The following is a 20930-nucleotide window of genomic DNA, read 5'->3' as shown; positions in this document are numbered from 1 at the left end:
CGGCTGTCCCGGGCGGCTCCCTGCCGGAGACGGCCTAGCCGATTCCCCGCCAGCCCTGCGGGTCCACTCCGCCGGGCACCGGGGCCTGCGTGTCGTACGGCTCCCTCGTGAACACGAACGAGCCCAGGTCGAGGTGGCTCACCGAGCCGTCCTCGCGCCGGACCGCCCGAAGGCTCTCCCCCGCGTAGTAGCCGGAGAGCCCGGTCCAACTGCCGTCGGGCTCCGCCCGAAACCGGGCCGCCCGGCCCGTCGCCCCCACCGGCGCGAGCTCCAGCAGCCCGTCCGCCTTCAGCCGCAGCACCTGCGGAGAGGTGCCCCAGTACCAGGGCCCGCACAGCTCAAGAGCGACCGGAGCGGTTTCCCGGAACGGCCGCCACGGCTGCGGGAAGCGGGGCTCCGCGTCCGCGACGATCCCCACCAGCTCCGCGGCCACCGTCGCTGCGGGCAGCCCCGACGTGCAGTTCGCCAGCACCACGGCGGCCACGTCGTCCGCCTCGCTCAGCCACAGCCCCGCGACGAACCCCGGCAGCGAACCGGTGTGGCCCGCGAGACTGCGACCGCCCACCTGCGTCAGCTGCATGCCGAGCCCGTAGCCGAACTCGGCGACACCGGGCTCCGGCGGCGCGGCCGACGTGCGCATCTCCCGTACCGACTCCGCGCTCAGCACCCGCTCGTCACCGCGGGAGAGGAACACCGCGAACCGCGCCAAATCGTGCGTCGTGGACCAGAGTTGTCCGGCCGCGGCCATCAGCCCCAGATCCTCCGAGGGCTCGGGCATCATCACATCGGCCCACGGATGTACCGCCCAGCCGCCCGCGTGGGGAGCCTGCGGCCCCGTCGTCGTACGGTCCAGACCCAGCGGCTCCAGCACCTCGGCCCGGAGCACCTCGGCCCAGGGCTTTGCGCGTACGGCCTCGACGAGCGAACCCAGCAGCGTATAGCCCGGGTTGGAGTAGTGGTGGCGCCGCCCGGGCCGGAAGCGGAACGGCTCCTCACCCAGCACGTCCGCGAGCTCGGGCCGCAGCTCAGCCGGTGAGCGCTCCCACCACTCGCCCGGCGTCTCCGCCGCCAACCCGCCGGTGTGGGACAGCAGCTGGGCGAGGGTCACCTCTCCGGCGCCCGTCCCCGGCAGATGCTTCTCCAGCGGGTCCTCAAGGCTCAGCAAACCCTCGTCCCGCATCCGCATCACCAGGACCGCGGTGAAGGTCTTGGTGATCGACCCGATCCTGTACTGCACGTTCCCATCGGGCCCGTGCCCCTCGACGGAGGTCCGGGAGCCCTCCCAGACGACCTCGCCGCCGCGGGCCACGGCCGCCACCACCGACGGCGCCCGGCCCTCGCTCTGCGCGACGGCGATCCGGTGCCTCAGGGCGCGCCGGGTGGCGGGGAGCAACTCCAGGTCCTCAGATACGGCATCCATGATCGGATGCTACGTGTTGGCCATGTCCACGAACCGCGAATAGTGGCCCTGGAAGGCGACGGTGATCGTCGCCGTGGGGCCGTTACGGTGCTTCGCCACGATCAGGTCCGCCTCGCCCGCTCGGGGCGACTCCTTCTCGTACGCGTCCTCGCGGTGCAGCAGGATGACCATGTCGGCGTCCTGCTCGATGGAACCCGACTCACGCAGGTCGGAGACCATCGGCTTCTTGTCCGTGCGCTGCTCGGGACCACGGTTCAGCTGGGACAGCGCGATCACGGGCACCTCTAGCTCCTTGGCCAGCAGCTTGAGGTTTCGGGACATGTCCGAGACCTCCTGCTGGCGGCTCTCGGGACGGCGCGAACCGCCCGACTGCATGAGCTGGAGGTAGTCGATGACGACGAGCGAGAGGTCGTTGCGCTGCTTGAGGCGCCGGCACTTCGCACGGATCTCCATCATCGACAGGTTCGGGGAGTCGTCGATGTAGAGGGGGGCGGCGGAGACGTCGGGCATCCGGCGGGCCAGCCGGGTCCAGTCGTCGTCCGTCATGGTGCCGGAGCGCATGTGGTGCAGGGCGACCCGGGCTTCCGCCGACAGGAGGCGCATCGCGATCTCGTTGCGCCCCATTTCGAGGGAGAAGATCACGCTGGGCAGGTTGCTCTTGATGGAGCAGGCCCGGGCGAAGTCGAGCGCGAGGGTGGACTTACCCATGGCGGGGCGGGCGGCGATGACGATCATCTGGCCGGGGTGCAGACCGTTGGTCAGCGAGTCGAGGTCCGTGAAACCGGTCGGGACGCCGGACATCTGGCCACTGCGGGAGCCGATCGCCTCGATCTCGTCGAGCGCGCCCTCCATGATGTCGCCCAGCGGCAGGTAGTCCTCGGAGGTCCGCTGCTCGGTGACGGCGTAGATCTCGGCCTGGGCGCTGTTGACGATCTCGTCGACGTCGCCGTCCGCCGCGTATCCCATCTGCGTGATCTTCGTACCGGCGGCGACGAGGCGGCGCAGGACCGCCCGCTCGTGCACGATCTCCGCGTAGTACTCGGCGTTCGCCGCGGTCGGCACCGACTGGACGAGCGTGTGCAGGTACGAGGCCCCGCCGACCTTGCTGATCTCGCCACGGCGGGTCAGCTCGGCGCCGACGGTGATGGGGTCGGCCGGCTCGCCCTTGGCGTACAGGTCGAGGATCGCCTGGTAGATCGTCTCGTGCGAGGGGCGGTAGAAGTCGTGCCCCTTGATGACCTCGACGACGTCCGCGATGGCGTCCTTGGACAGGAGCATGCCGCCGAGCACCGACTGCTCGGCGTCGAGGTCCTGCGGGGGTACGCGCTCGAAGCCGCCGCCACCGCCGTCCCAGGAGCCGCCCTCGCGGCCCCGCTCGTGCTGGTCGTCCCCGCGGCCGCGGCCCTCGTTGTTACGGCGCGGACGGGCGGGCAGACGGTCACCAGGACCGCTGTCGGCCCAGGGGTCGTCCATGGGCTCGGGGATACTCACCGGGCCGCCTCCTCCCGTCCGCAAAGCGGACCTTGCCGTGCCACTCTTTCTACGACACGGCTCTGACATGTGGGGCACCCGGTTCCGCCGTCGGCGAGTCGGGCAACGCACAACGGTAGGGCCGACGGCGACGTCAGCCAATCTTGTTATCCACAGGCTGTGTGGATGAGATGTGGATGACCGACCCAATGCTGTGGGTAACTCGCCGGAAGCTGTGCACGGACCGGGGGACGGCGCTGTGGACAAAATCACCTGACCCACCCAATCACCGGTTCTGACCTGCGATTTCTTCCTCCACCGGCTGTGGGGGAGAAAATTCTTGGCCCCAGTTTCGAGATCGCCTCCAACGGGGTGCCGAGAACGTGTGAACCAACTCGCCGGTAAGGATCCAAAGACCATTGCATCCATTACCTGTGGAAGATTAGATTGAGCGCATGACACAGGCCCTCGCCCCGCTGAAGCCTGCCCCGGGACGGCACGACCGCGAGATACTCGCGCTCGCCGTCCCGGCTTTCGGCGCACTCGTCGCCGAACCCCTGTTCGTGATGGCCGACAGCGCCATCGTGGGGCACCTCGGCACTCCCCAGCTGGCCGGCCTCGGCATAGCCGCGGCCCTGCTCACCACAGCCGTCAGCGTCTTCGTCTTCCTCGCCTACGCCACCACCGCGGCCGTGTCCCGGCGGGTCGGCGCCGGGGACCTCCGGGCCGCCATCCGACAGGGCATGGACGGCATCTGGCTCGCCCTCCTCATCGGCGCCGCCGTCGTCGCCGTCCTGCTGCCCACGGCGCCCTGGCTGGTCTCCCTCTTCGGGGCCTCCGACACGGTCGCCCCGTACGCGGTCACCTATCTGCGGATCTCCGCCCTGGGCATCCCGGCCATGCTGATGGTGCTCGCCGCCACCGGCGTCATCCGCGGCCTCCAGGACACCCGTACACCGCTCTACGTCGCCATCGGAGGCTTCGCCCTCAACGCGGGCCTGAACGGCGCCCTCGTCTACGGAGCCGGCTTCGGCATCGCCGGTTCCGCCTGGGGCACCGTGATCGCCCAGTGCGCCATGGCCGGGGCCTACCTCTTCGTCGTCGTGCGCGGAGCCCGCAGACACGGGGCTTCGCTGCGGCCCGATTCCGCAGGCATCCGGGCCTGCGCCCAGGCCGGTGTACCGCTGCTCGTACGCACGCTGTCGCTGCGGGCCGTTCTGATGATCGCCACCGCCGTGGCAGCACGGCTCGGCGACGCGGACATCGCCGCCCACCAGATCCTGCTTTCCCTGTGGAGCCTGCTCGCCTTCGCCCTCGACGCGATCGCCATCGCCGGGCAGGCCATCATCGGCCGCTACCTGGGCGCCGGTGACACCGAAGGAGCCAAGGCCGTCTGCCGCCGCATGGTGCAGTGGGGGATCGGCTCCGGGGTCGTCCTGGGTGCAATGGTGGTCGCGGCCCGTCCGTTGTTCATCCCGCTCTTCACCGGGGACCCGGTGGTCGAGGCCGCTCTCCTGCCGGCCCTGCTGGTCGTGGCGGTCTCCCAGCCCGTGTGCGGCATCGTCTTCGTGCTCGACGGCGTCCTCATGGGCGCGGGCGACGGGCGCTATCTGGCCTGGGCCATGCTCCTGACGCTCGCCGTGTTCACCCCGGCCGCCCTGCTCGTCCCGGCCCTCGGTGGCGGTCTCACGGCACTCTGGTGGGCCATGACGCTGATGATGCTGGTCCGGATGGCCACCCTCCAGCTGCGCGCCCGCTCCGGCCGCTGGCTGGTCGCGGGGGCGACCCGCTGATCCGTGATCCACTGCTCCATGAGCCGATGTTTCACGTGAAACATCGGACGCTCCGGCGCATGTTTCACGTGAAACATCGATCGGCGAACACCCGGACATGACGAAGGGCCGCACCCCACAGGGGTGCGGCCCTTCGCTCGCAGCACTTAGGCGGCGACGACCTCGACGCCCACGTTCGCGGCGACCTCGGCGTGCAGACGCACGGAGACCTGGTACGAACCGAGGGTCTTGATCGGGGCAGCCAGCTCGACGCGGCGCTTGTCGACCTTCGGACCACCGGAAGCCTCGATCGCCGTGGCGATGTCGGCCGGGGTCACGGAGCCGAAGAGGCGGCCGGCGTCACCCGAGCGGGTGGCCAGACGGACCTTCGTGCCCTCAAGCTTGGCCTTGACCTCGTTGGCCTGCTCGATGGTCGCGATCTCGTGGATCTTGCGGGCGCGGCGGATCTGCGCCACGTCCTTCTCGCCACCCTTGGTCCAGCGGATCGCGAAACCACGCGGGACCAGGTAGTTGCGAGCGTAACCGTCCTTGACGTCGACGACATCGCCGGCGGTGCCGAGGCCAGAGACCTCGTGGGTCAGGATGATCTTCATTAGTCGGTCACCCTTTCCTTATCGCGCGGTGGACGTGTAGGGCAGCAGCGCCATCTCACGGCTGTTCTTCACGGCCGTGGCGACGTCACGCTGGTGCTGCGTGCAGTTGCCGGTGACGCGGCGGGCACGGATCTTGCCGCGGTCGGAAATGAACTTCCGCAGCATGTTCGTGTCCTTGTAGTCCACGTACGCGGTCTTGTCCTTGCAGAATGCGCAGACCTTCTTCTTAGGCTTGCGCACAGGCGGCTTCGCCATTGTGTCTCTCCTGTGTGATCAAGAAGTGGGGATGCGAGCTTCCCTAGAAGGGAGGCTCGTCCGAGTAGCCGCCGTTGGAGCCGCCGGAGCTTCCGCCCCAGCCGCCCCCGCCGCCCTGCTGCTGGCCGCCGGCCGGCGCGCTGGACGCCCACGGGTCGTCGGAGGGAGCTCCGCCGCCCTGCGGGGCGCCGCCGCTGGGGGCTCCGCCCCAGCCACCGCCGCCACCCTGCTGCTGCTGGCCGCCGCCGCCGTACCCGCCCTGACCACCGCGACCGGTGGTCTTGGCGACCTTGGCCGTGGCGTTCTTCAGGCTGGGGCCGACTTCCTCGACGTCCAGCTCGTAGACCGTGCGCTTGACACCCTCACGGTCTTCGTACGACCGCTGCCTCAGCCGGCCCTGCACGATGACGCGCATGCCCCGCTGAAGGGACTCGGCGACGTTCTCGGCCGCCTGCCGCCACACCGAGCAGGTCAGGAACAGGCTCTCGCCGTCCTTCCACTCGTTGGTCTGGCGGTCGAAGGTGCGGGGGGTGGACGCGACACGGAACTTCGCGACCGCCGCACCCGAGGGGGTGAAGCGCAGCTCGGGGTCGTCGACGAGATTGCCGACGACCGTGATGACGGTCTCGCCTGCCATGGATGAACCTCTCGGCGGGGATTGCTGCTGGGCTGCTGTGCTACTCGGTCCCGATTACCGCTGAACCGAAGTTCAGTGGGTCTCGGGGCGAAGGACCTTGGTCCGGAGAACCGACTCGTTCAGGTTCATCTGTCGGTCAAGCTCCTTGACGACCGCAGGCTCGGCCTGAAGGTCGATGACCGAGTAGATGCCCTCGGGCTTCTTCTTGATCTCGTAAGCGAGACGACGACGGCCCCAGGTGTCGACCTTCTCGACCTTTCCGTTGCCCTCACGGACGACGGAGAGGAAGTTCTCGATCAGCGGGGAGACAGCGCGCTCCTCGAGATCGGGGTCGAGGATGACCATCACTTCGTAGTGACGCATGTGGAACCCACCTCCTTTGGACTCAGCGGCCACGGTCGTTCCGTGGCAGGAGGGTCGTGATGCGTGCGCACGGCGTCTGTGAGCAGACACCGCGCAGCTGTACAGACTACCTGCTCGACTCCTTCCGGTTGAAATCCGGCGGGAGGAGGCCACACTCTGTATGCATCGGGTGTGCTCGGTGCTATGCCCCCGGCCCCAGCCGGAGGCGCCCGCGCACCGCTCTGCTTCAGCCAGGAGGTGCCTTCCGATGGCACAGGCCATGCAACCCAAGTCCTCCATCTCGCTCCTCGCGACCGACGGCAAGCCCCATCCGCTCCAGGACACCCTCGTGGTGGCCACGGTCGTGCTCGGCATCGTGGCGTTCATCACGGGGTTCTTCGACAATCTGCACCTGCTGAGCTCGTGGACCGGACTCGTCGGCATCCTCACCGGCGCGTACGGACAGTTCATCTCGGAGACGACACGCGAGCGCTTCGCACTGATCATCGGGCTTGGCGCGGCGGGCGTGGGCTTCTACCTCGGCATGGCGCACGGCGGTCTCTTCGGCGGCTGGGCGGGCTGACCGGGGCACCTCGGCGACAGGGCGCCGGCCATTCACCGGCCCGGGCACGGCCCGTCCCCCAGATGGGTGGCGCCCTTGTCGCAGTAGGCTTCGCGCCATAGCCAGCGAAGCCGCCGGAGGAGACGCCCCGCATGAGCCTGTCCCTGAGGACCATCAGCCGAGAGCAGCATCTGGGATACCTCCAGAGCCTGCCCTCGGCTAGCCACTGCCAGGTCCCGGCGTGGGCCGACGTGAAGAACGAGTGGCGCTCCGAGAACCTCGGTTGGTTCGACCAGAACGACGAACTGGTCGGTGCCGCCCTCGTGTTGTACCGGCAGCTGCCCAAGGTGAAGCGGTACCTCGCGTACCTGCCCGAGGGCCCGGTCATCAACTGGTACGCCCCGAACCTGGAGGAGTGGCTCCAGCCGATGCTGGCCCACCTCAAGCAGCAGGGCGCCTTCACCGTGAAGATGGGCCCGCCCGTCGTCATCCGCCGCTGGAACTCGGCCGCCATCAAGGCCGGTATCCAGGACCCGGACGTCAAGCGCCTGCGCGACGTGGAGGCCTCGGTCATCGAGCCCCGCGCCTTCGAGGTCTCGGACAAGCTGCGCCGCATGGGCTGGCAGCAGGCCGAGGACGGCGGCGCCGGCTTCGGCGACGTCCAGCCCCGCTACGTCTTCCAGGTACCGCTGGCCAACCGCTCGCTGGACGACGTCCTCAAGGGCTTCAACCAGCTGTGGCGCCGCAACATCAAGAAGGCCGAGAAGGCCGGTGTCGAGGTCGTCCAGGGCGGCTACGAGGACCTGCCGGTCTGGCAGGAGCTGTACGAGGTCACGGCGGAGCGCGACAAGTTCCGCCCGCGCCCGCTCAGCTACTTCCAGCGCCAGTGGACGGCCCTCAACTCCGAGGACCCGAACCGGATGCGGCTGTACATCGCGAAGCACGAGGGGGAGCCGCTGGCGGCGGCCACGATGCTCACCGTCGGCCAGCACGTCTGGTACTCGTACGGCGCATCGGCGAACCACAAGCGAGAAGTGCGCCCCTCGAACGCGATGCAGTGGCGCATGCTCCGCGACTCGTACGCGCTCGGTGCGAGCGTCTACGACCTGCGCGGCATCAGCGACACGCTGGACGAGAACGATCACCTGTTCGGCCTCATCCAGTTCAAGGTCGGCACCGGCGGCGAGGCCGTCGAGTACGTCGGCGAGTGGGACTTCCCGCTCAACAAGGTGCTGCACAAGGCGCTCGACATCTACATGTCGCGCCGCTGACCCGCTGCCGCACCCCACACCCACCGCACCGCTGCACAGGCAGCTTTTTCGAGAGAGGCTCCGGACGGGCATGGCGCTCACGCTCTACGTCGACACCGCGCGCTGGCGTGCGCACCAGAAGCAGATCCAGGACCAGTTCCCCGGGATGATCCCGGTCTGCAAGGGCAACGGCTACGGCTTCGGCCACGAGCGCCTGTGCGAGGAGGCGACCCGCCTGGGCGCCGACGTACTGGCCGTCGGGACCACGTACGAGGCCGCCAGCATCAAGGACTACTTCGGCGGCGACCTGCTCGTCCTCACCCCGTTCCGGCGGGGCGAGGAGCCGGTGCCGCTGCCGGACCGGGTGATCCGCTCGGTGTCCTCGCTGGACGGGGTCCGCGGCCTGGTCGGCGCCCGCGTGGTCATCGAGTGCATGAGCTCGATGCGCCGTCACGGCATCTCCGAGCAGGATCTGGGCCAGCTGCACGCGGCGATCGAGGACGTACGGCTGGAGGGCTTCGCCCTGCACCTGCCCCTGGACCGCCCGGACGGCTCGGACGCCGTCGAGGAGGTCATCGGCTGGATGGACCGGCTGCGTGCGGCCCGGCTGCCGCTGCACACCATGTTCGTCAGCCACCTGCGGGCCGAGGAGCTGGCCCGCCTCCAGCAGCAGTTCCCGCAGACGCGCTTCCGGGCGCGCATCGGCACCCGGCTGTGGCTGGGCGACCACGAGGCGACCGAGTACCGCGGCGCCGTCCTGGACGTCACGCGCGTCGCCAAGGGCGACCGGTTCGGCTACCGCCAGCAGAAGGCCGCCTCCGACGGCTGGCTGGTCGTGGTCGCGGGCGGCACCTCGCACGGGGTGGGCCTGGAAGCCCCCAAGGCCCTGCACGGCGTGATGCCGCGCGCGAAGGGCGTGGCCCGGGCCGGTCTGGCGACCGTGAACCGCAACCTGTCGCCGTTCGTGTGGGCGGGCAAGCAGCGCTGGTTCGCGGAGCCCCCGCACATGCAGGTGTCGATCCTGTTCGTGCCGTCGGACGCCCCCGAGCCGAAGGTCGGCGACGAGCTGGTGGCGCACCTGCGCCACACCACCACGCAGTTCGACCGGGTGCTCGACGCCTGACCGGTCAGTCCCTGGGGGCCGTGCCCCACGCCACCCGCTGTCCCTCCGAGGGCGCCGCCTCCTGCGGCGCCCTCGCGGCGTCCGACAGCACGAACACGTCCTCGGCCCCGTCCAGGACACCGCCGGACGGGTCGTCCGATCCGTCGCGGCGAACGACGTCCCGCTCGGGCAGCAGGATGTCGCGGACGACGACCGCGCACAGGTAGAGCGTCGTCAGCAGGTGGGCGGCGATCGCCACCTGGTAGCCCTCCGTGGGCAGGCCCTGGTGCTTGTCCCCGCTGGTCGTGTAGGCGAGGTACAGCCAGATCCCGAAGAAGTACACGACCTCGCCGGCCTGCCAGATCAGGAAGTCCCGCCAGCGCGGACGGGCCAGCGCCGCGAGCGGGATGAGCCAGAGCACGTACTGCGGCGAGTAGACCTTGTTGGCCAGGATGAACGCGGCCACGACCAGGAAGGCCAGCTGCGCGAAGCGGGGGCGGCGGGGGGCGGTCAGCGTCAGCAGGCCGATGCCCGCGCACAGCAGCAGCGTCAGACCCGTCGCGTACGTGTTGGCGTCGGACAGGGGGTTTCCGGAGCGCTGGGAGATCAGCAGCCACACGGAGCCGAAGTCGATCGGGCGCTCCTGGCTGAACGTGTAGAACTTCGTCCAGCCGTCCCAGGCGTAGAGCATGACGGGCAGGTTCACCACGAGCCAGGAGACCGCCGCACCGAGGACGGCGGAGCCGAACGCCCGCCACTTCCCGGCCCGCCAGCACAGCACGAACAGCACGCCGAGCAGGAGGACGGGGTAGAGCTTGGCGGCGGTGGCCAGGCCGATGAAGACGCCGAAGAGCAGGGTCCGGCCACGGGACCACATGAGCATTCCCGCGGCGGTCAGGGCGATGGCCAGCAGGTCCCAGTTGATCGTCGCGGTGAGCGCGAAGGCGGGCGCGAGGGCGAAGAGCAGCGCGTCCCAGGGCCGGCGGCGGTGGGTGCGCACGACGCACACGGCGATGACGGCGGTGCAGGCCATCAGCATCCCGGCGTTGACCATCCAGTACATCTGCTCGCGGTGCTGCAGGGAGCCGCCGCCGGGGGTCAGCCAGGAGGCGACCTCCATGAAGAGGCCGGTGAGGACCGGGTACTCCAGGTACTCCATGTCGCCCGGGAGGCGGTCGAAGTAGGGCGTGAGCCCGTCGGCGAAGCCGCGCACGGAGAACAGGTGCGGGATGTCGGAGTAGCAGGCGTGCGTGTACTGGGAACCGGCTCCCCGGAACCACGCCCAGTCGTAGCAGGGCAGCTTCTGCACCATGCCCAGCGCGAACATCCCCAGGGCCACGAGCGCCACGACGCGGACCGGGGTCAGCCAGTGGCCGCCCAGCCGGGCGTAGCGACCCATCGGGCCGCCGAGGAACTCGCTGCCGGCCGCGGCGACCTCGTCCTGCTGGGTGGGCAGTACGGGCGGGTCCTCGTGCACCTTCGTCATGCGCTCATCCTGCCGTACGGGGCCGGGCACGCGGGAGGGCCGCCGCACGGTGTGCGACGGCCCTCGTCGGAGCGGGGGGAGGGGATCAGCCCGAGGCGCCCATCGAGGTCCCCCAGCTGGTACCGCCGGGGCGGCCCGGTTTGCCCGATGGGCTGCCCGACGGTGATCCGCTGGGTCCACCGGGCCCGCCGCCGGGGCCCCCGTTGGTGTTGCCGCTGTTCGTACCGCCGCTGGTGTCCGGGATGCAGTACAGCTCCCACGGCTTGCAGGTCGGCTTGCCGCCCTTCGACGGGCTCGGGGAGACCGGCGGCGAGGAGCTCGCCGAGGGCGAGGGCATCGACGGGGACGGCGAGGGGGAGAAGGAAGGACTCGGCGAGGGGGCACCGGAGGCGTCGGCGGTGACACCGATCTTCTCGGCCTCCGGGAAGTCCTTGACCGGGGTGCCCTTGAGGGCTTCCTTCATGTACTCGGTCCAGATCGCGGCCGGGATGTCGCCACCGTGGATGGAGTCCACGCCGCCGACGCCGTTCATGGAGATGAGCTTCTTGTCCGTCGAGTTCGGGTCGGTGCGGAACAGGGCGACCGAGGTGGACAGCTCCGGGGTGTAGCCGACGAACCAGGCCGACTTGTTCTGGTCGGTGGTTCCGGTCTTGCCGGCGGCGGGGCGGGTGAACCCGAGCTTCCTGACCTTGGTGCCGGTGCCGTTGTCGATGACGTTCTCCAGCACCTTGGTGACGTTGTCGGCGATGGCGTCGTCCATCGCCCGCGTCTCCTTGGGGGCCCCGAACCCGGGCAGCTCCTTGCCGTCCTTCTGGACGCTGGTCACCGAGAAGGGGTCGTGGTGGGTGCCGGAGGCGGCGAAGGTCGCGTACGAGTCGGCCATGCGGATGGCGCTCGGCGTGGAGGTGCCGAGGGCGAACGAGGCGTCGTCGTTCGGGTTCATCGAGTCCTTGAGGATGCCCGTGGCCTGGGCCATCTCGCGGACCTTGCTGTGGCCGACGTCGAAGACGAGCTGCGCGAACGGCACGTTGATGGACTTCTCCATCGCCTCGTTGAGGGTCACGTACCCGTAGGGGTAGGTGCTCTCGTTCTTCTGCTTGAACGGCTTGCCCGAGGCGTCCCGCAGCGGCTTGCCGTCGCGGTTGTTGATCACGGTCAGGTCGTTCGCGTTGTACTTGCTGTCGGCCGAGATGCCGTCGCCGTGCGAGTTCTGGGTGCCGTACCGCATCGCGGCCGCCAGGACGTACGGCTTCCAGGTCGAGCCGACCGGGACGCCGAGCGTGTCGGCGTTGTTGCTGAAGTACTTCTTGTCCATGCCCGGACCGCCGTACAGGGCCACGATCGCCCCGGACTTCACGTCCACCGAGGCGGCGCCGAACTGGACGAAGGTGTCGTACTCGGGGCGGGCCTTCTCGTCGAGGAAGTTGTTGCGGGTGTCCTCGACGGCCTTGACCAGGGCGTCCACCTTGGGCTTCTGGAAGGTGGTCTTGATCTGGTAGCCGCCGCGGGCCATCTCCTCGGCCGTGAGGCCCGTGACCTTCATCACGTACTTCTTGGCCGTGTCGACCAGGTAGCCGGTCTGTCCGGACAGACTGCGGGCCTGCTCGGAGTCGACGATCTTCGGGAACTCCGTGAACTGGTCCCGCTCGGACTTCTGCATGCGGCCCACCGCGACCTCGCGGTCCAGGACCCAGGCCCAGCGCTCCTTGGCCCGCTCGGTGTTCTTCTCGGGGGTGGCCGCGGTGCCGACGCCGCCGTCCGGGTTGTAGAGGTTGGGTCCCTTGAGCACGGAGGCCAGGAAGGCGCTCTCGGACGGGGTGAGGTCCTTGCAGTCCTTGCCGAAGTAGGCCCGCGCGGCCGCCTGGATGCCGTAGGCGTCCCGGCCGTAGTACGCGGTGTTGAGGTAGCCCGCGAGGATCGTGTCCTTCTCCTCGGACACACCCAGCTTTATCGAGATGAAGAGCTCGGTGACCTTCCGCTTCAGCGTCTGGTCGGAGTCCAGGTACGTGTTCTTCACGTACTGCTGGGTGATGGTCGAGCCACCCTGGGTGGAGCCGCCCTTGGCCATGTTCCACACGGCGCGGGCGATGCCCATCGGGTCGACGCCCTTGTCCGTCTCGAAGGACTCGTTCTCCGCGGCGATCACCGCGTTCTGCATCGACTTGGGGATCTTGTCGATGGGCACGATCTGGCGGTTCATGGAGCCGCCGGTGGCCACCATCTGGGTGCCGTCTTCCCAGAAGAACACGTTGTTCTGGGCCTGGGCCGCCTTGTTCGGGTCGGGAGTGTTCACCGACGCGATGCCGATCCCGGCGCCCGCCGTGACGACGGCGAAGAATCCGAGCGCCGTGCCGCAGACCAGCTTCCAGGACGGTACGAAGCGCTGCCAGCCGTCCTTGTCGGAGCGGGGGTAGTTGATCAGTCGTTTGCCGGGGCGGCCCCCGCCACGCCCGCGCCCCGAGGAGCCGCGGGAGGCGGCCCGGCGCGCGCCGGAACGGCCGCCCTGCCCGGGCGGCTCTGCGTACGGACCGCTGGGCGACGCGGTGGGGACGTCGCGTGCGGGCCCGGCGCCCCGGCCGGGGCGCTGCTGGGCGGCCCGACGGGCCGCGGCACGTCCGCCCCCTTCGGGCTGCGGCGGTTTGCGGCGGTGCTCGCTCATCGAACGACTACTCCTCGGGCAGGCGAGTGGCCTGGAAGCGGCAGGTGAATTCCGGTTCCCCCGTTGTCATGGCCCACAGACTACGCACGCTCAAAACCCGAACAGTGCCGAAGTTCACCCCAAATCAGGCAACTCGCTTGGTACGAATTAGTGATGTGACGCCGGTCACCACCCCGCCCCTTGTCGCCGAGGGCGCCCCGTTCTATCGTCTGGATGTATCGAGCCGATACATCAGCTCGGTATAAAACTCAGGGGCGAGGGAGAGGCAGGCGGATGAGCAGGCGCTCAGGCATCCTCGAGTTCGCCGTCCTCGGCCTGCTCCGCGAATCCCCCATGCACGGGTACGAGCTCCGCAAGCGGCTCAACACCTCACTGGGGGTGTTCCGGGCGTTCAGCTACGGGACGCTCTATCCCTGCCTCAAGACGTTGGTCGCCAACGGCTGGTTGATCGAAGAACCGGGCAACGCCCCGGAAGACGCTCTCGCCACTTCACTCGCAGGGCGCCGCGCCAAGATCGTCTACCGGTTGACGGCAGCGGGTAAGGAGCACTTCGAAGAGCTCCTGTCCCACACGGGCCCCGACGCCTGGGAGGACGAGTCCTTCGCCGCGCGCTTCGCCTTCTTCGGTCAGACCGAACGGGACGTGCGCATGCGGGTCCTGGAGGGCCGCCGCAGCCGGCTGGAGGAGCGCCTGGAGAAGATGCGCGCCTCGCTCGCCCGTACACGGGAGCGGCTCGACGACTACACGCTTGAGCTGCAGCGACACGGCATGGAGTCCGTGGAGCGCGAAGTGCGCTGGCTGAACGAGCTCATCGAGAGTGAGCGGGCGGGACGGGATCGGAGAAACCCCGGTCCGCCCGACGAAACTGCAAAGTGAGGCCTGCATCTCGCAGGCCTCGTCCAAGAACGAACAGGGAGCAACCGGAATGGGTTCGGTTCGCGTAGCCATCGTCGGCGTGGGCAACTGCGCCGCCTCGCTGGTGCAGGGCGTCGAGTACTACAAGGACGCCGACCCGGCGGCCAAGGTCCCCGGTCTGATGCACGTCCAGTTCGGCGACTACCACGTGGGTGACGTCGAGTTCGTCGCCGCGTTCGACGTCGACGCGAAGAAGGTCGGCCTCGACCTTTCGGACGCCATCGGCGCCAGCGAGAACAACACCATCAAGATCTGCGACGTCCCCAACGCGGGCGTGACCGTGCAGCGCGGCCACACCCTGGACGGCCTGGGCAAGTACTACCGCATGACGATCGAGGAGTCCGCCGAGACCCCGGTCGACGTGGTCCAGGTCCTCAAGGACCGTGAGGTCGACGTTCTGGTCTGCTACCTGCCCGTCGGTTCCGAGGAAGCGGCGAAGTTCTACGCCCAGTGCGCCATCGACGCCAAGGTCGCCTTCGTCAACGCCCTCCCGGTCTTCATCGCCGGCACCAAGGAGTGGGCCGACAAGTTCACCGAGGCCGGTGTCCCGATCGTCGGCGACGACATCAAGTCGCAGGTCGGCGCCACCATCACGCACCGCGTGATGGCGAAGCTGTTCGAAGACCGCGGTGTCCGTCTTGAGCGCACCATGCAGCTCAACGTCGGCGGCAACATGGACTTCAAGAACATGCTGGAGCGCGACCGCCTGGAGTCGAAGAAGATCTCCAAGACGCAGGCCGTCACCTCGCAGATCCCCGACCGTGAGCTCGGCGAGAAGAACGTCCACATCGGTCCGTCCGACTACGTGGCGTGGCTCGACGACCGCAAGTGGGCCTACGTCCGCCTCGAAGGCCGCGCCTTCGGCGACGTCCCGCTGAACCTCGAGTACAAGCTTGAGGTGTGGGACTCCCCGAACTCCGCCGGTGTCATCATCGACGCCCTGCGCGCCGCGAAGATCGCCAAGGACCGCGGCATCGGTGGCCCGATCCTGTCGGCTTCGAGCTACTTCATGAAGTCCCCGCCGGTGCAGTACTTCGACGACGAGGCTTACGCGAACGTCGAGAAGTTCATCAAGGGCGAGGTCGAGCGCTAAGTCGGACCCCACGGGTCTTCGGACACCTGGTCTTCGACTGTTCTTCCGCGGAGGGTCCCCGGGCAATGTGCCCGGGGACCCTCCGCGTATGTGACCCTTGCCCTCATGCCCGTCGTACGTGATCTGCGCGTACTCCTGCGCCTGAGGGATTTCCGCAACCTGCTCGCCGTACGGCTGCTCTCGCAGGCCGCCGACGGCGTGTACCAGGTGGCGCTCGCCACGTACGTGGTGTTCTCCCCCGAGAAGCAGACCTCGCCGGCGGCCATCGCCTCGGCCATGGCGGTTCTGCTGCTGCCCTACTCGTTGATCGGGCCGTTCGCCGGAGTACTGCTCGACCGCTGGCGACGGCGCCAGGTCTTCCTCTACGGCAACCTGCTCCGGGCGGTCCTCGCCTGCGTCACCGGCCTGCTGATCGTCGTGCACGTCCCCGACTGGCTCTTCTACGCCTCGGCCCTGTCGGTCACCGCCGTCAACCGCTTCGTCCTGGCCGGGCTCGCCGCATCCCTGCCCCGTGTCGTCGCCCCCGCCCAACTGGTCACGGCCAACTCGCTCTCGCCCACGGCCGGGACGCTCGCGGCGGTCGCCGGCGGAGGGCTGGCCTTCCTCGTCCGGCTGCTGGTCTCCGACTCCAACGCCCTGGTCGTGCTGCTGGGCGCGGGGCTCTACCTCTGCGCGGCCCTGGTCTCGCTGCGCCTGGCCGTGGGCCTGCTCGGCCCGGACCACCCCACCGGCCAGGTCCACCCCACCGTGGCCCAGGGGATAGCCCTGACCGTCCGGGGCATGACCGAAGGGCTGCGGCACCTGGCCTCCCGCCGCGAGGCGGCCCAGACACTGACCGCCATGACCCTGATGCGCTTCTGCTACGGGGCCCTGTTCGTGACGCTGCTCATGCTCTGCCGGTACGCCTGGGCGGACAGCGAGTCCGCCGGCCTCGCGCTGCTGGGCATCGCGGTCGGCGTCTCCGGGGCCGGATTCTTCGCCGCCGCCCTGATCACCCCCTGGCTGGTGGGCCGGCTGGGCACCCGGGGCTGGATCACGGCCTGCTCCGCCGGGGCGGCGGTCCTCGTACCCCCGCTCGGCCTGTTCTTCGCACCCGGTCCGATGCTGGCAGCCGCCTTCGTGCTGGGCCTCGCCACCCAGGGCGCCAAGATCTCCACCGACACGGCCATCCAGTCCCACGTGGACGACGACTTCCGCGGCCGGGTGTTCTCCGTCTACGACGTGCTCTTCAACGTCGCGTTCGTGAGTGCGGCCGCCGTGGCCGCCCTGATGCTCCCGCCGGACGGGCGTTCCATCATGCTGATCATGAGCGTGGCCGTCCTCTACGCGCTGACCGCGGTCTACCTGCAGCGGCGCGGATCCCGCTCCTGACTCATCCGACGCGTCGCCCGGTCGATGTTTCACGTGAAACATCGACCGGGCGACCACGGATCAGGCTTGCGCCGCCCACCATTCCTTGAGGGCGGCGACCGCGGCGTCATGCTCCATCGGGCCGTTCTCCAGCCGCAGCTCCAGCAGGAACGCGTAGGCCTTGCCGATCACAGGGCCGGGACCGACGCCCAGGACCTCCATGATCTGGTTGCCGTCAAGATCGGGCCGGATCGCGTCGAGCTCCTCCTGCTCCTGAAGCTGCGCGATGCGCTCCTCCAGGCCGTCGTAGGTACGGGAGAGGGCATTGGCCTTGCGCTTGTTGCGCGTGGTGCAGTCGGACCGGGTGAGCTTGTGCAGCCGGTCCAGGAGCGGGCCGGCGTCACGGACGTAGCGCCGCACCGCCGAGTCGGTCCATTCGCCGTCCCCGTAGCCGTGGAAGCGCAGGTGCAGCTCCACCAGCCGTGACACGTCCTTGACCAGGTCGTTCGAGTACTTCAGCGCGGTCATCCGCTTCTTGGTCATCTTCGCGCCCACCACCTCGTGGTGGTGGAAGGAGACCCGGCCGTCGCTCTCGAACCGGCGGGTGCGCGGCTTGCCGATGTCGTGGAGCAGGGCCGCCAGCCGCAGCACCAGGTCCGGCCCGTCGTGCTCCAGCGCGATGGCCTGCTCCAGCACGATCAGCGAGTGGTCGTAGACGTCCTTGTGCCGGTGGTGTTCGTCACTCTCCAGCCGCAGGGCCGGAAGCTCGGGGAGCACGTGGTCGGCCAGCCCGGTGTCCACGAGCAGGCCCAGCCCCTTGCGCGGGTGCGCGGACAGCAGCAGCTTGTTCAGCTCGCCCTGCACCCGCTCCGCGGAGACGATCTCGATCCGGTCCGACATCGCCTTCATCGCCGCCACGACCTCGGGGGCGACCTCGAAGTCGAGCTGGGCCGCGAAACGCGCCGCACGCAGCATGCGCAGCGGGTCGTCGGAGAAAGAGTCCTCCGGGGTGCCGGGAGTGCGCAGAACGCCCGCCTGGAGGTCTTCCAGGCCCCCGTGCGGGTCCACGAACTCCTTCTCCGGGAGGGCGACCGCCATCGCGTTCACGGTGAAGTCGCGGCGGACCAGGTCCTCCTCGATCGAGTCGCCGTAGGAGACCTCGGGCTTGCGCGAGGTGCGGTCGTAGGACTCCGAGCGGTACGTGGTCACCTCGATCTGGAAGCCATCCTTCTGGGCTCCGACCGTGCCGAAGGCGATGCCCACGTCCCAGACCGAGTCGGCCCACGGGCGGACGATCTTCAGGACGTCCTCGGGGCGGGCCTCGGTGGTGAAGTCGAGGTCGTTGCCGAGACGCCCGAGCAGCGCATCGCGTACGGACCCGCCGACCAGGGCGAGGCGGAAGCCGGCCTGCTGGAACCGGCGGCCGAGCTCGTCGGCGACAGGGGCGACCCGCAGCAGTTCACTGACCGCGCGGAGCTGCACCTGACTCAGGGCACTGGGGTTGTCTTCGTTGGCGTTCGGCACAACAGAAAAGGGTACGTGCCCCGCCCGGCGAGGGCTTCCGCGTTTACGGACGCCCCGGCATGCGGCGCCCCCGGCCCGGCCCTGATCATGTGGGGCAAGGCGCGGCACTCGCGCACAGCGGGTCTCGTTACCATGCGTGGACGCACAAACGACGACCACTGACACTTCGAGGGACGGGCTAGCGCGTGGCCGAGGCGGCAGACATCCAGGGGGCATCCCCCGCACCTGCCCGGCGCCGCTGGCTGCGGCGCGCAGTCGTCCTGCTGGCCGGAACCCCCGTGCTCGCCGCCCTGGTCTACTCACCCGCCCCACAGGCCGCCCAGGCGGCCGATGCGGGCACCGTCGACGTGCAGCTGGACGGTATGGCCCCCGCGGCCCCGGTCAAGGGCGACACGCTCACCATCTCCGGCAGCGTGGTCAACAACGGCCGCGAGACGATCACGGGCGCGCACGTGGGCCTGCGCGTCGGGCCCGCCCTGGGCGACCGCGCCTCCATCGACGAGGCGGCGGAACGTGCCGGGTTCCGGGCCGGCACGGATCCCGGCGAGATCGACCCGGCCTACGCCGTGAAGATCCCCTCGCTCCCGTCCAAGGTCAAGCAGGACTTCACGCTCACCGTCCCCGTGAACAAGCTGGAGCTGGACAAGGACGGGGTCTACCAGCTCGGCGTCTCGCTGTCCGGGGAGACCGAGAGCCGCCAGTACGAGCAGGTGCTCGGCATCAAGCGGACCTTCCTGCCCTGGCAGCCGGAGGCAGCCGCCAAGCGCTCCCAGCTCACCTACCTGTGGCCGCTGATCTCCACCACGCGCCTGACGGCGGAGACGGGCTCGGACGAGCTCCAGACCCCCGTCTTCCTCGACGACTCCCTCACCGAGGAGCTCAAGCCCGGCGGCCGCCTCCAGCAGATGGTCGCCCTCGGCAAGGACCTCCCCGTCACCTGGGTCATCGACCCCGACCTGCTCTACACCGTCGACGCCATGACCAAGGGCTACCGGTACCGCACGCCGGACGGCCGGATCGTCCAGGGCAAGAGCAAGGCCGTCGCCGAGCAGTGGCTGAGCGCCCTGGAGACCGCGGTCCAGGGCAAGAAGATCGTCGCGCTGCCGTTCGCCGACCCCGACATCGCCTCCCTCGCCCATCAGGGCAAGGACGTCTCGGGCACCCTGGGCCAGCTGCGACCGGCCACCGACAAGGCGAAGCAGGCCGTGGAGACCGTCCTGCACGTCACCCCGTCCACCGACTTCTCCTGGCCCGTGGACGGCGCCATCGACCCGTCGATCGTCAACGTGGCGACCTCGGCGGGCGCCCACAACGTCCTGACGCGCAGCGACAGCCTCCAGGAGACCGGGGCCCTCGGCTACACGCCCTCCGCGGCCCGTCCCATCGGCGCGGGCACCACCGCGGTCGTCGCCGACGCCGACCTCTCGACCGCCTTCCAGGGCAACATGCTGAACGCCGGGGACGCCACGCTGGCCGTGCAGCGCTTCCTCGCCCAGAGCCTCGCCCTGAACCTGCAGAAGACCGACAACCAGCGCAGCTTCGTGGTCACCCCGCAGCGGATGCCGACCACCAGCCAGGCTCAGACGATGGCGGCCGCCGTACGGGGCCTGCAGGCGGGCCGCTGGACCCAGCCGGCCGACCTCGACACGGCGGCCGCGGCCAAGCCCGACCCGGGCGTCAACACCCAGGTCCCGGGCGCGGGCCAGTACCCCGAAGCCCTGCGCAAGACGGAGCTCCCGGTCTCCGCTTTCGAGAAGATCCGCACCACCCAGAACACCCTGGACCACTTCAAGGTGATCCTCAGCGCGCCCGACCGCGTGGAGATCCCCTTCGGCAACACCACCAACCGCGAGATGTCCACCTCGTGGCGCGGCCGCCCGGAGGAGGCCCGGCTCTACCGGGACCAGGTGCAGGAGTACCTGCTCGGTCTCACGGAAAAGGTCAAGGTCGTCCCTAAATCCGACGCCACCCTGTCCGGACACAGCGCGACCATCCCGGTCAGCGTCCAGAACAGCCTCGTCCAGGACGTCCACAACCTCGTCCTGCGGGTGAAGTCGGCCAACCCGACCCGCCTGATGTTCGGCGACAGCGGCCAGGCCGAGCAGGAGGTGAACGTCACGGGCGGGCACAGCCAGACGGTCAAGTTCACCGCCAACGCCACCGCAAGCGGTCCCGTCGAGGTCACCGCGCAGCTCTTCACCACGGACGGCGTTCCCTACGGCAAGGCGCGCAAGTTCACCGTGGAGGCCACGGAGGTCACTCCGACCGTCATGCTCGTCATCGCAGGCGGCGTCCTCCTCCTCGTCTTGGCGGGCATCAAGATGTACGCCAGCCGCAAGCGCGTCGCCGCCCGTGCGGCGGCCGAGGAGAGCACGCAGCCGAGTGACGGGACCCCGGACACCGGAGCGCAAAGCACCGGGCCGTCCGGCACGGGTGAGACAGTGGACCGTTGAGCGATGCCGTGGCCGGTCGGCCTGGG

General features: G+C 69.4%; 17 protein-coding genes. 8 read left to right on the top strand and 9 right to left on the bottom strand.

Going from position 1 to position 20930, the window contains the following annotated elements:
• Nucleotides 1-34: 34 nt before the first annotated feature.
• Entirely contained in the window at nt 35-1420 is a 1386-nt protein-coding gene (locus CP980_RS17040; RefSeq protein WP_150528524.1) for a serine hydrolase domain-containing protein, read from the bottom strand.
• 9 nt (nt 1421-1429) lie between these two features.
• The gene (gene dnaB, locus CP980_RS17035; RefSeq protein WP_132758557.1) at nt 1430-2893 is read right to left on the bottom strand and encodes a replicative DNA helicase; all 1464 of its coding nucleotides are present in this window, start codon (nt 2891-2893) and stop codon (nt 1430-1432) included.
• 452 nt (nt 2894-3345) lie between these two features.
• On the opposite strand from dnaB, the gene CP980_RS17025 reads away from it, so the two are divergent.
• Complete coding sequence (locus CP980_RS17025) at nt 3346-4683, top strand: MATE family efflux transporter (protein ID WP_150528523.1); 1338 nt, start codon at nt 3346-3348, stop codon at nt 4681-4683.
• Between the two features lie 146 nt (nt 4684-4829).
• On the opposite strand, the gene rplI is transcribed toward CP980_RS17025, so the two are convergent.
• The 4 genes from rplI to rpsF all read right to left on the bottom strand — a co-directional run bounded on the left by rplI (nt 4830) and on the right by rpsF (nt 6531).
• Nucleotides 4830-5276 carry a 50S ribosomal protein L9 gene (gene rplI, locus CP980_RS17020; protein ID WP_030153214.1) on the bottom strand — a complete coding sequence of 149 codons (447 nt, stop codon included), beginning with the start codon at nt 5274-5276 and terminating at the stop codon, nt 4830-4832.
• An 18-nt stretch (nt 5277-5294) separates the two neighbouring features.
• Nucleotides 5295-5531, bottom strand: coding sequence for a 30S ribosomal protein S18 (rpsR, locus tag CP980_RS17015; RefSeq protein WP_005315025.1), 237 nt, complete (start codon nt 5529-5531; stop codon nt 5295-5297).
• Between the two features lie 43 nt (nt 5532-5574).
• Nucleotides 5575-6168: a single-stranded DNA-binding protein gene (locus CP980_RS17010; protein WP_132758119.1), complete on the bottom strand. Its 594-nt coding sequence runs from the start codon at nt 6166-6168 to the stop codon at nt 5575-5577.
• A gap of 72 nt (nt 6169-6240) precedes the next feature.
• Nucleotides 6241-6531 carry a 30S ribosomal protein S6 gene (gene rpsF / locus CP980_RS17005; protein WP_004950685.1) on the bottom strand — a complete coding sequence of 97 codons (291 nt, stop codon included), beginning with the start codon at nt 6529-6531 and terminating at the stop codon, nt 6241-6243.
• Between the two features lie 247 nt (nt 6532-6778).
• Here rpsF and CP980_RS17000 point away from each other — a divergent pair, with 247 nt between their 5' ends.
• From CP980_RS17000 to CP980_RS16990, 3 genes are all read left to right on the top strand, one after another.
• On the top strand, nt 6779-7093 hold the full coding sequence (locus CP980_RS17000) for a hypothetical protein (protein WP_099890649.1): 315 nt from the start codon (nt 6779-6781) through the stop codon (nt 7091-7093).
• Between the two features lie 131 nt (nt 7094-7224).
• Nucleotides 7225-8343, top strand: a complete 1119-nt coding sequence (locus CP980_RS16995) for a lipid II:glycine glycyltransferase FemX (RefSeq protein ID WP_030857748.1) — start codon at nt 7225-7227, stop codon at nt 8341-8343.
• Nucleotides 8344-8413: 70 nt separating this feature from the next.
• Entirely contained in the window at nt 8414-9445 is a 1032-nt protein-coding gene (locus CP980_RS16990) for an alanine racemase (protein ID WP_099890647.1), read from the top strand.
• Nucleotides 9446-9449: 4 nt separating this feature from the next.
• Here CP980_RS16990 and CP980_RS16985 read toward each other — a convergent pair whose 3' ends face one another.
• Together CP980_RS16985 and CP980_RS16980 are read right to left on the bottom strand one after the other, a co-directional pair.
• On the bottom strand, nt 9450-10910 hold the full coding sequence (locus CP980_RS16985) for a glycosyltransferase family 87 protein (RefSeq protein ID WP_150528522.1): 1461 nt from the start codon (nt 10908-10910) through the stop codon (nt 9450-9452).
• A gap of 85 nt (nt 10911-10995) precedes the next feature.
• Nucleotides 10996-13569, bottom strand: a complete 2574-nt coding sequence (locus CP980_RS16980) for a transglycosylase domain-containing protein (protein ID WP_132758123.1) — start codon at nt 13567-13569, stop codon at nt 10996-10998.
• 273 nt (nt 13570-13842) lie between these two features.
• Between CP980_RS16980 and CP980_RS16975 the strand changes: the two genes are divergently transcribed.
• The 3 genes from CP980_RS16975 (at nt 13843) to CP980_RS16965 (ending at nt 16948) form a co-directional block, all read left to right on the top strand.
• A complete protein-coding gene (locus CP980_RS16975) occupies nt 13843-14445 on the top strand; it encodes a PadR family transcriptional regulator (RefSeq protein WP_099890641.1) in 603 nt (200 codons plus the stop codon).
• A gap of 49 nt (nt 14446-14494) precedes the next feature.
• Nucleotides 14495-15577, top strand: a complete 1083-nt coding sequence (locus tag CP980_RS16970; protein WP_099890639.1) for an inositol-3-phosphate synthase — start codon at nt 14495-14497, stop codon at nt 15575-15577.
• Between the two features lie 105 nt (nt 15578-15682).
• Complete coding sequence (locus CP980_RS16965; protein ID WP_150528521.1) at nt 15683-16948, top strand: MFS transporter; 1266 nt, start codon at nt 15683-15685, stop codon at nt 16946-16948.
• 60 nt (nt 16949-17008) lie between these two features.
• Here CP980_RS16965 and CP980_RS16960 read toward each other — a convergent pair whose 3' ends face one another.
• Entirely contained in the window at nt 17009-18451 is a 1443-nt protein-coding gene (locus CP980_RS16960) for a CCA tRNA nucleotidyltransferase (RefSeq protein WP_150528520.1), read from the bottom strand.
• Nucleotides 18452-18636: 185 nt separating this feature from the next.
• On the opposite strand from CP980_RS16960, the gene CP980_RS16955 reads away from it, so the two are divergent.
• Nucleotides 18637-20904 (top strand): DUF6049 family protein, encoded by a 2268-nt coding sequence (locus tag CP980_RS16955; RefSeq protein WP_189999051.1) that lies wholly within the window; start codon nt 18637-18639, stop codon nt 20902-20904.
• Nucleotides 20905-20930 lie beyond the last annotated feature (26 nt).

The sequence above is a fragment of the Streptomyces vinaceus genome (assembly GCF_008704935.1).
Lineage (GTDB): Bacteria > Actinomycetota > Actinomycetes > Streptomycetales > Streptomycetaceae > Streptomyces > Streptomyces vinaceus.
The sequence above is the reverse complement of the archived record's forward strand: the minus strand, read 5'-3'. Positions and strand labels throughout refer to the sequence as shown.

Excerpts from the sequence above, each read along its gene's own strand:
- dnaB (WP_132758557.1), bottom strand. The coding sequence starts at position 2,893 with ATGGACGACCCCTGGGCCGACAGCGGTCCTGGTGACCGTCTGCCCGCC.
- rplI (WP_030153214.1), bottom strand. The coding sequence starts at position 5,276 with ATGAAGATCATCCTGACCCACGAGGTCTCTGGCCTCGGCACCGCCGGC.
- CP980_RS16985 (WP_150528522.1), bottom strand. The coding sequence starts at position 10,910 with ATGACGAAGGTGCACGAGGACCCGCCCGTACTGCCCACCCAGCAGGAC.
- CP980_RS16980 (WP_132758123.1), bottom strand. The coding sequence starts at position 13,569 with ATGAGCGAGCACCGCCGCAAACCGCCGCAGCCCGAAGGGGGCGGACGT.
- CP980_RS16975 (WP_099890641.1), top strand. The coding sequence starts at position 13,843 with ATGAGCAGGCGCTCAGGCATCCTCGAGTTCGCCGTCCTCGGCCTGCTC.
- rpsR (WP_005315025.1), bottom strand. The coding sequence starts at position 5,531 with ATGGCGAAGCCGCCTGTGCGCAAGCCTAAGAAGAAGGTCTGCGCATTC.
- CP980_RS16970 (WP_099890639.1), top strand. The coding sequence starts at position 14,495 with ATGGGTTCGGTTCGCGTAGCCATCGTCGGCGTGGGCAACTGCGCCGCC.
- CP980_RS16995 (WP_030857748.1), top strand. The coding sequence starts at position 7,225 with ATGAGCCTGTCCCTGAGGACCATCAGCCGAGAGCAGCATCTGGGATAC.
- CP980_RS17040 (WP_150528524.1), bottom strand. The coding sequence starts at position 1,420 with ATGGATGCCGTATCTGAGGACCTGGAGTTGCTCCCCGCCACCCGGCGC.
- CP980_RS17000 (WP_099890649.1), top strand. The coding sequence starts at position 6,779 with ATGGCACAGGCCATGCAACCCAAGTCCTCCATCTCGCTCCTCGCGACC.
- CP980_RS17010 (WP_132758119.1), bottom strand. The coding sequence starts at position 6,168 with ATGGCAGGCGAGACCGTCATCACGGTCGTCGGCAATCTCGTCGACGAC.
- CP980_RS16965 (WP_150528521.1), top strand. The coding sequence starts at position 15,683 with ATGCCCGTCGTACGTGATCTGCGCGTACTCCTGCGCCTGAGGGATTTC.
- rpsF (WP_004950685.1), bottom strand. The coding sequence starts at position 6,531 with ATGCGTCACTACGAAGTGATGGTCATCCTCGACCCCGATCTCGAGGAG.
- CP980_RS17025 (WP_150528523.1), top strand. The coding sequence starts at position 3,346 with ATGACACAGGCCCTCGCCCCGCTGAAGCCTGCCCCGGGACGGCACGAC.
- CP980_RS16990 (WP_099890647.1), top strand. The coding sequence starts at position 8,414 with ATGGCGCTCACGCTCTACGTCGACACCGCGCGCTGGCGTGCGCACCAG.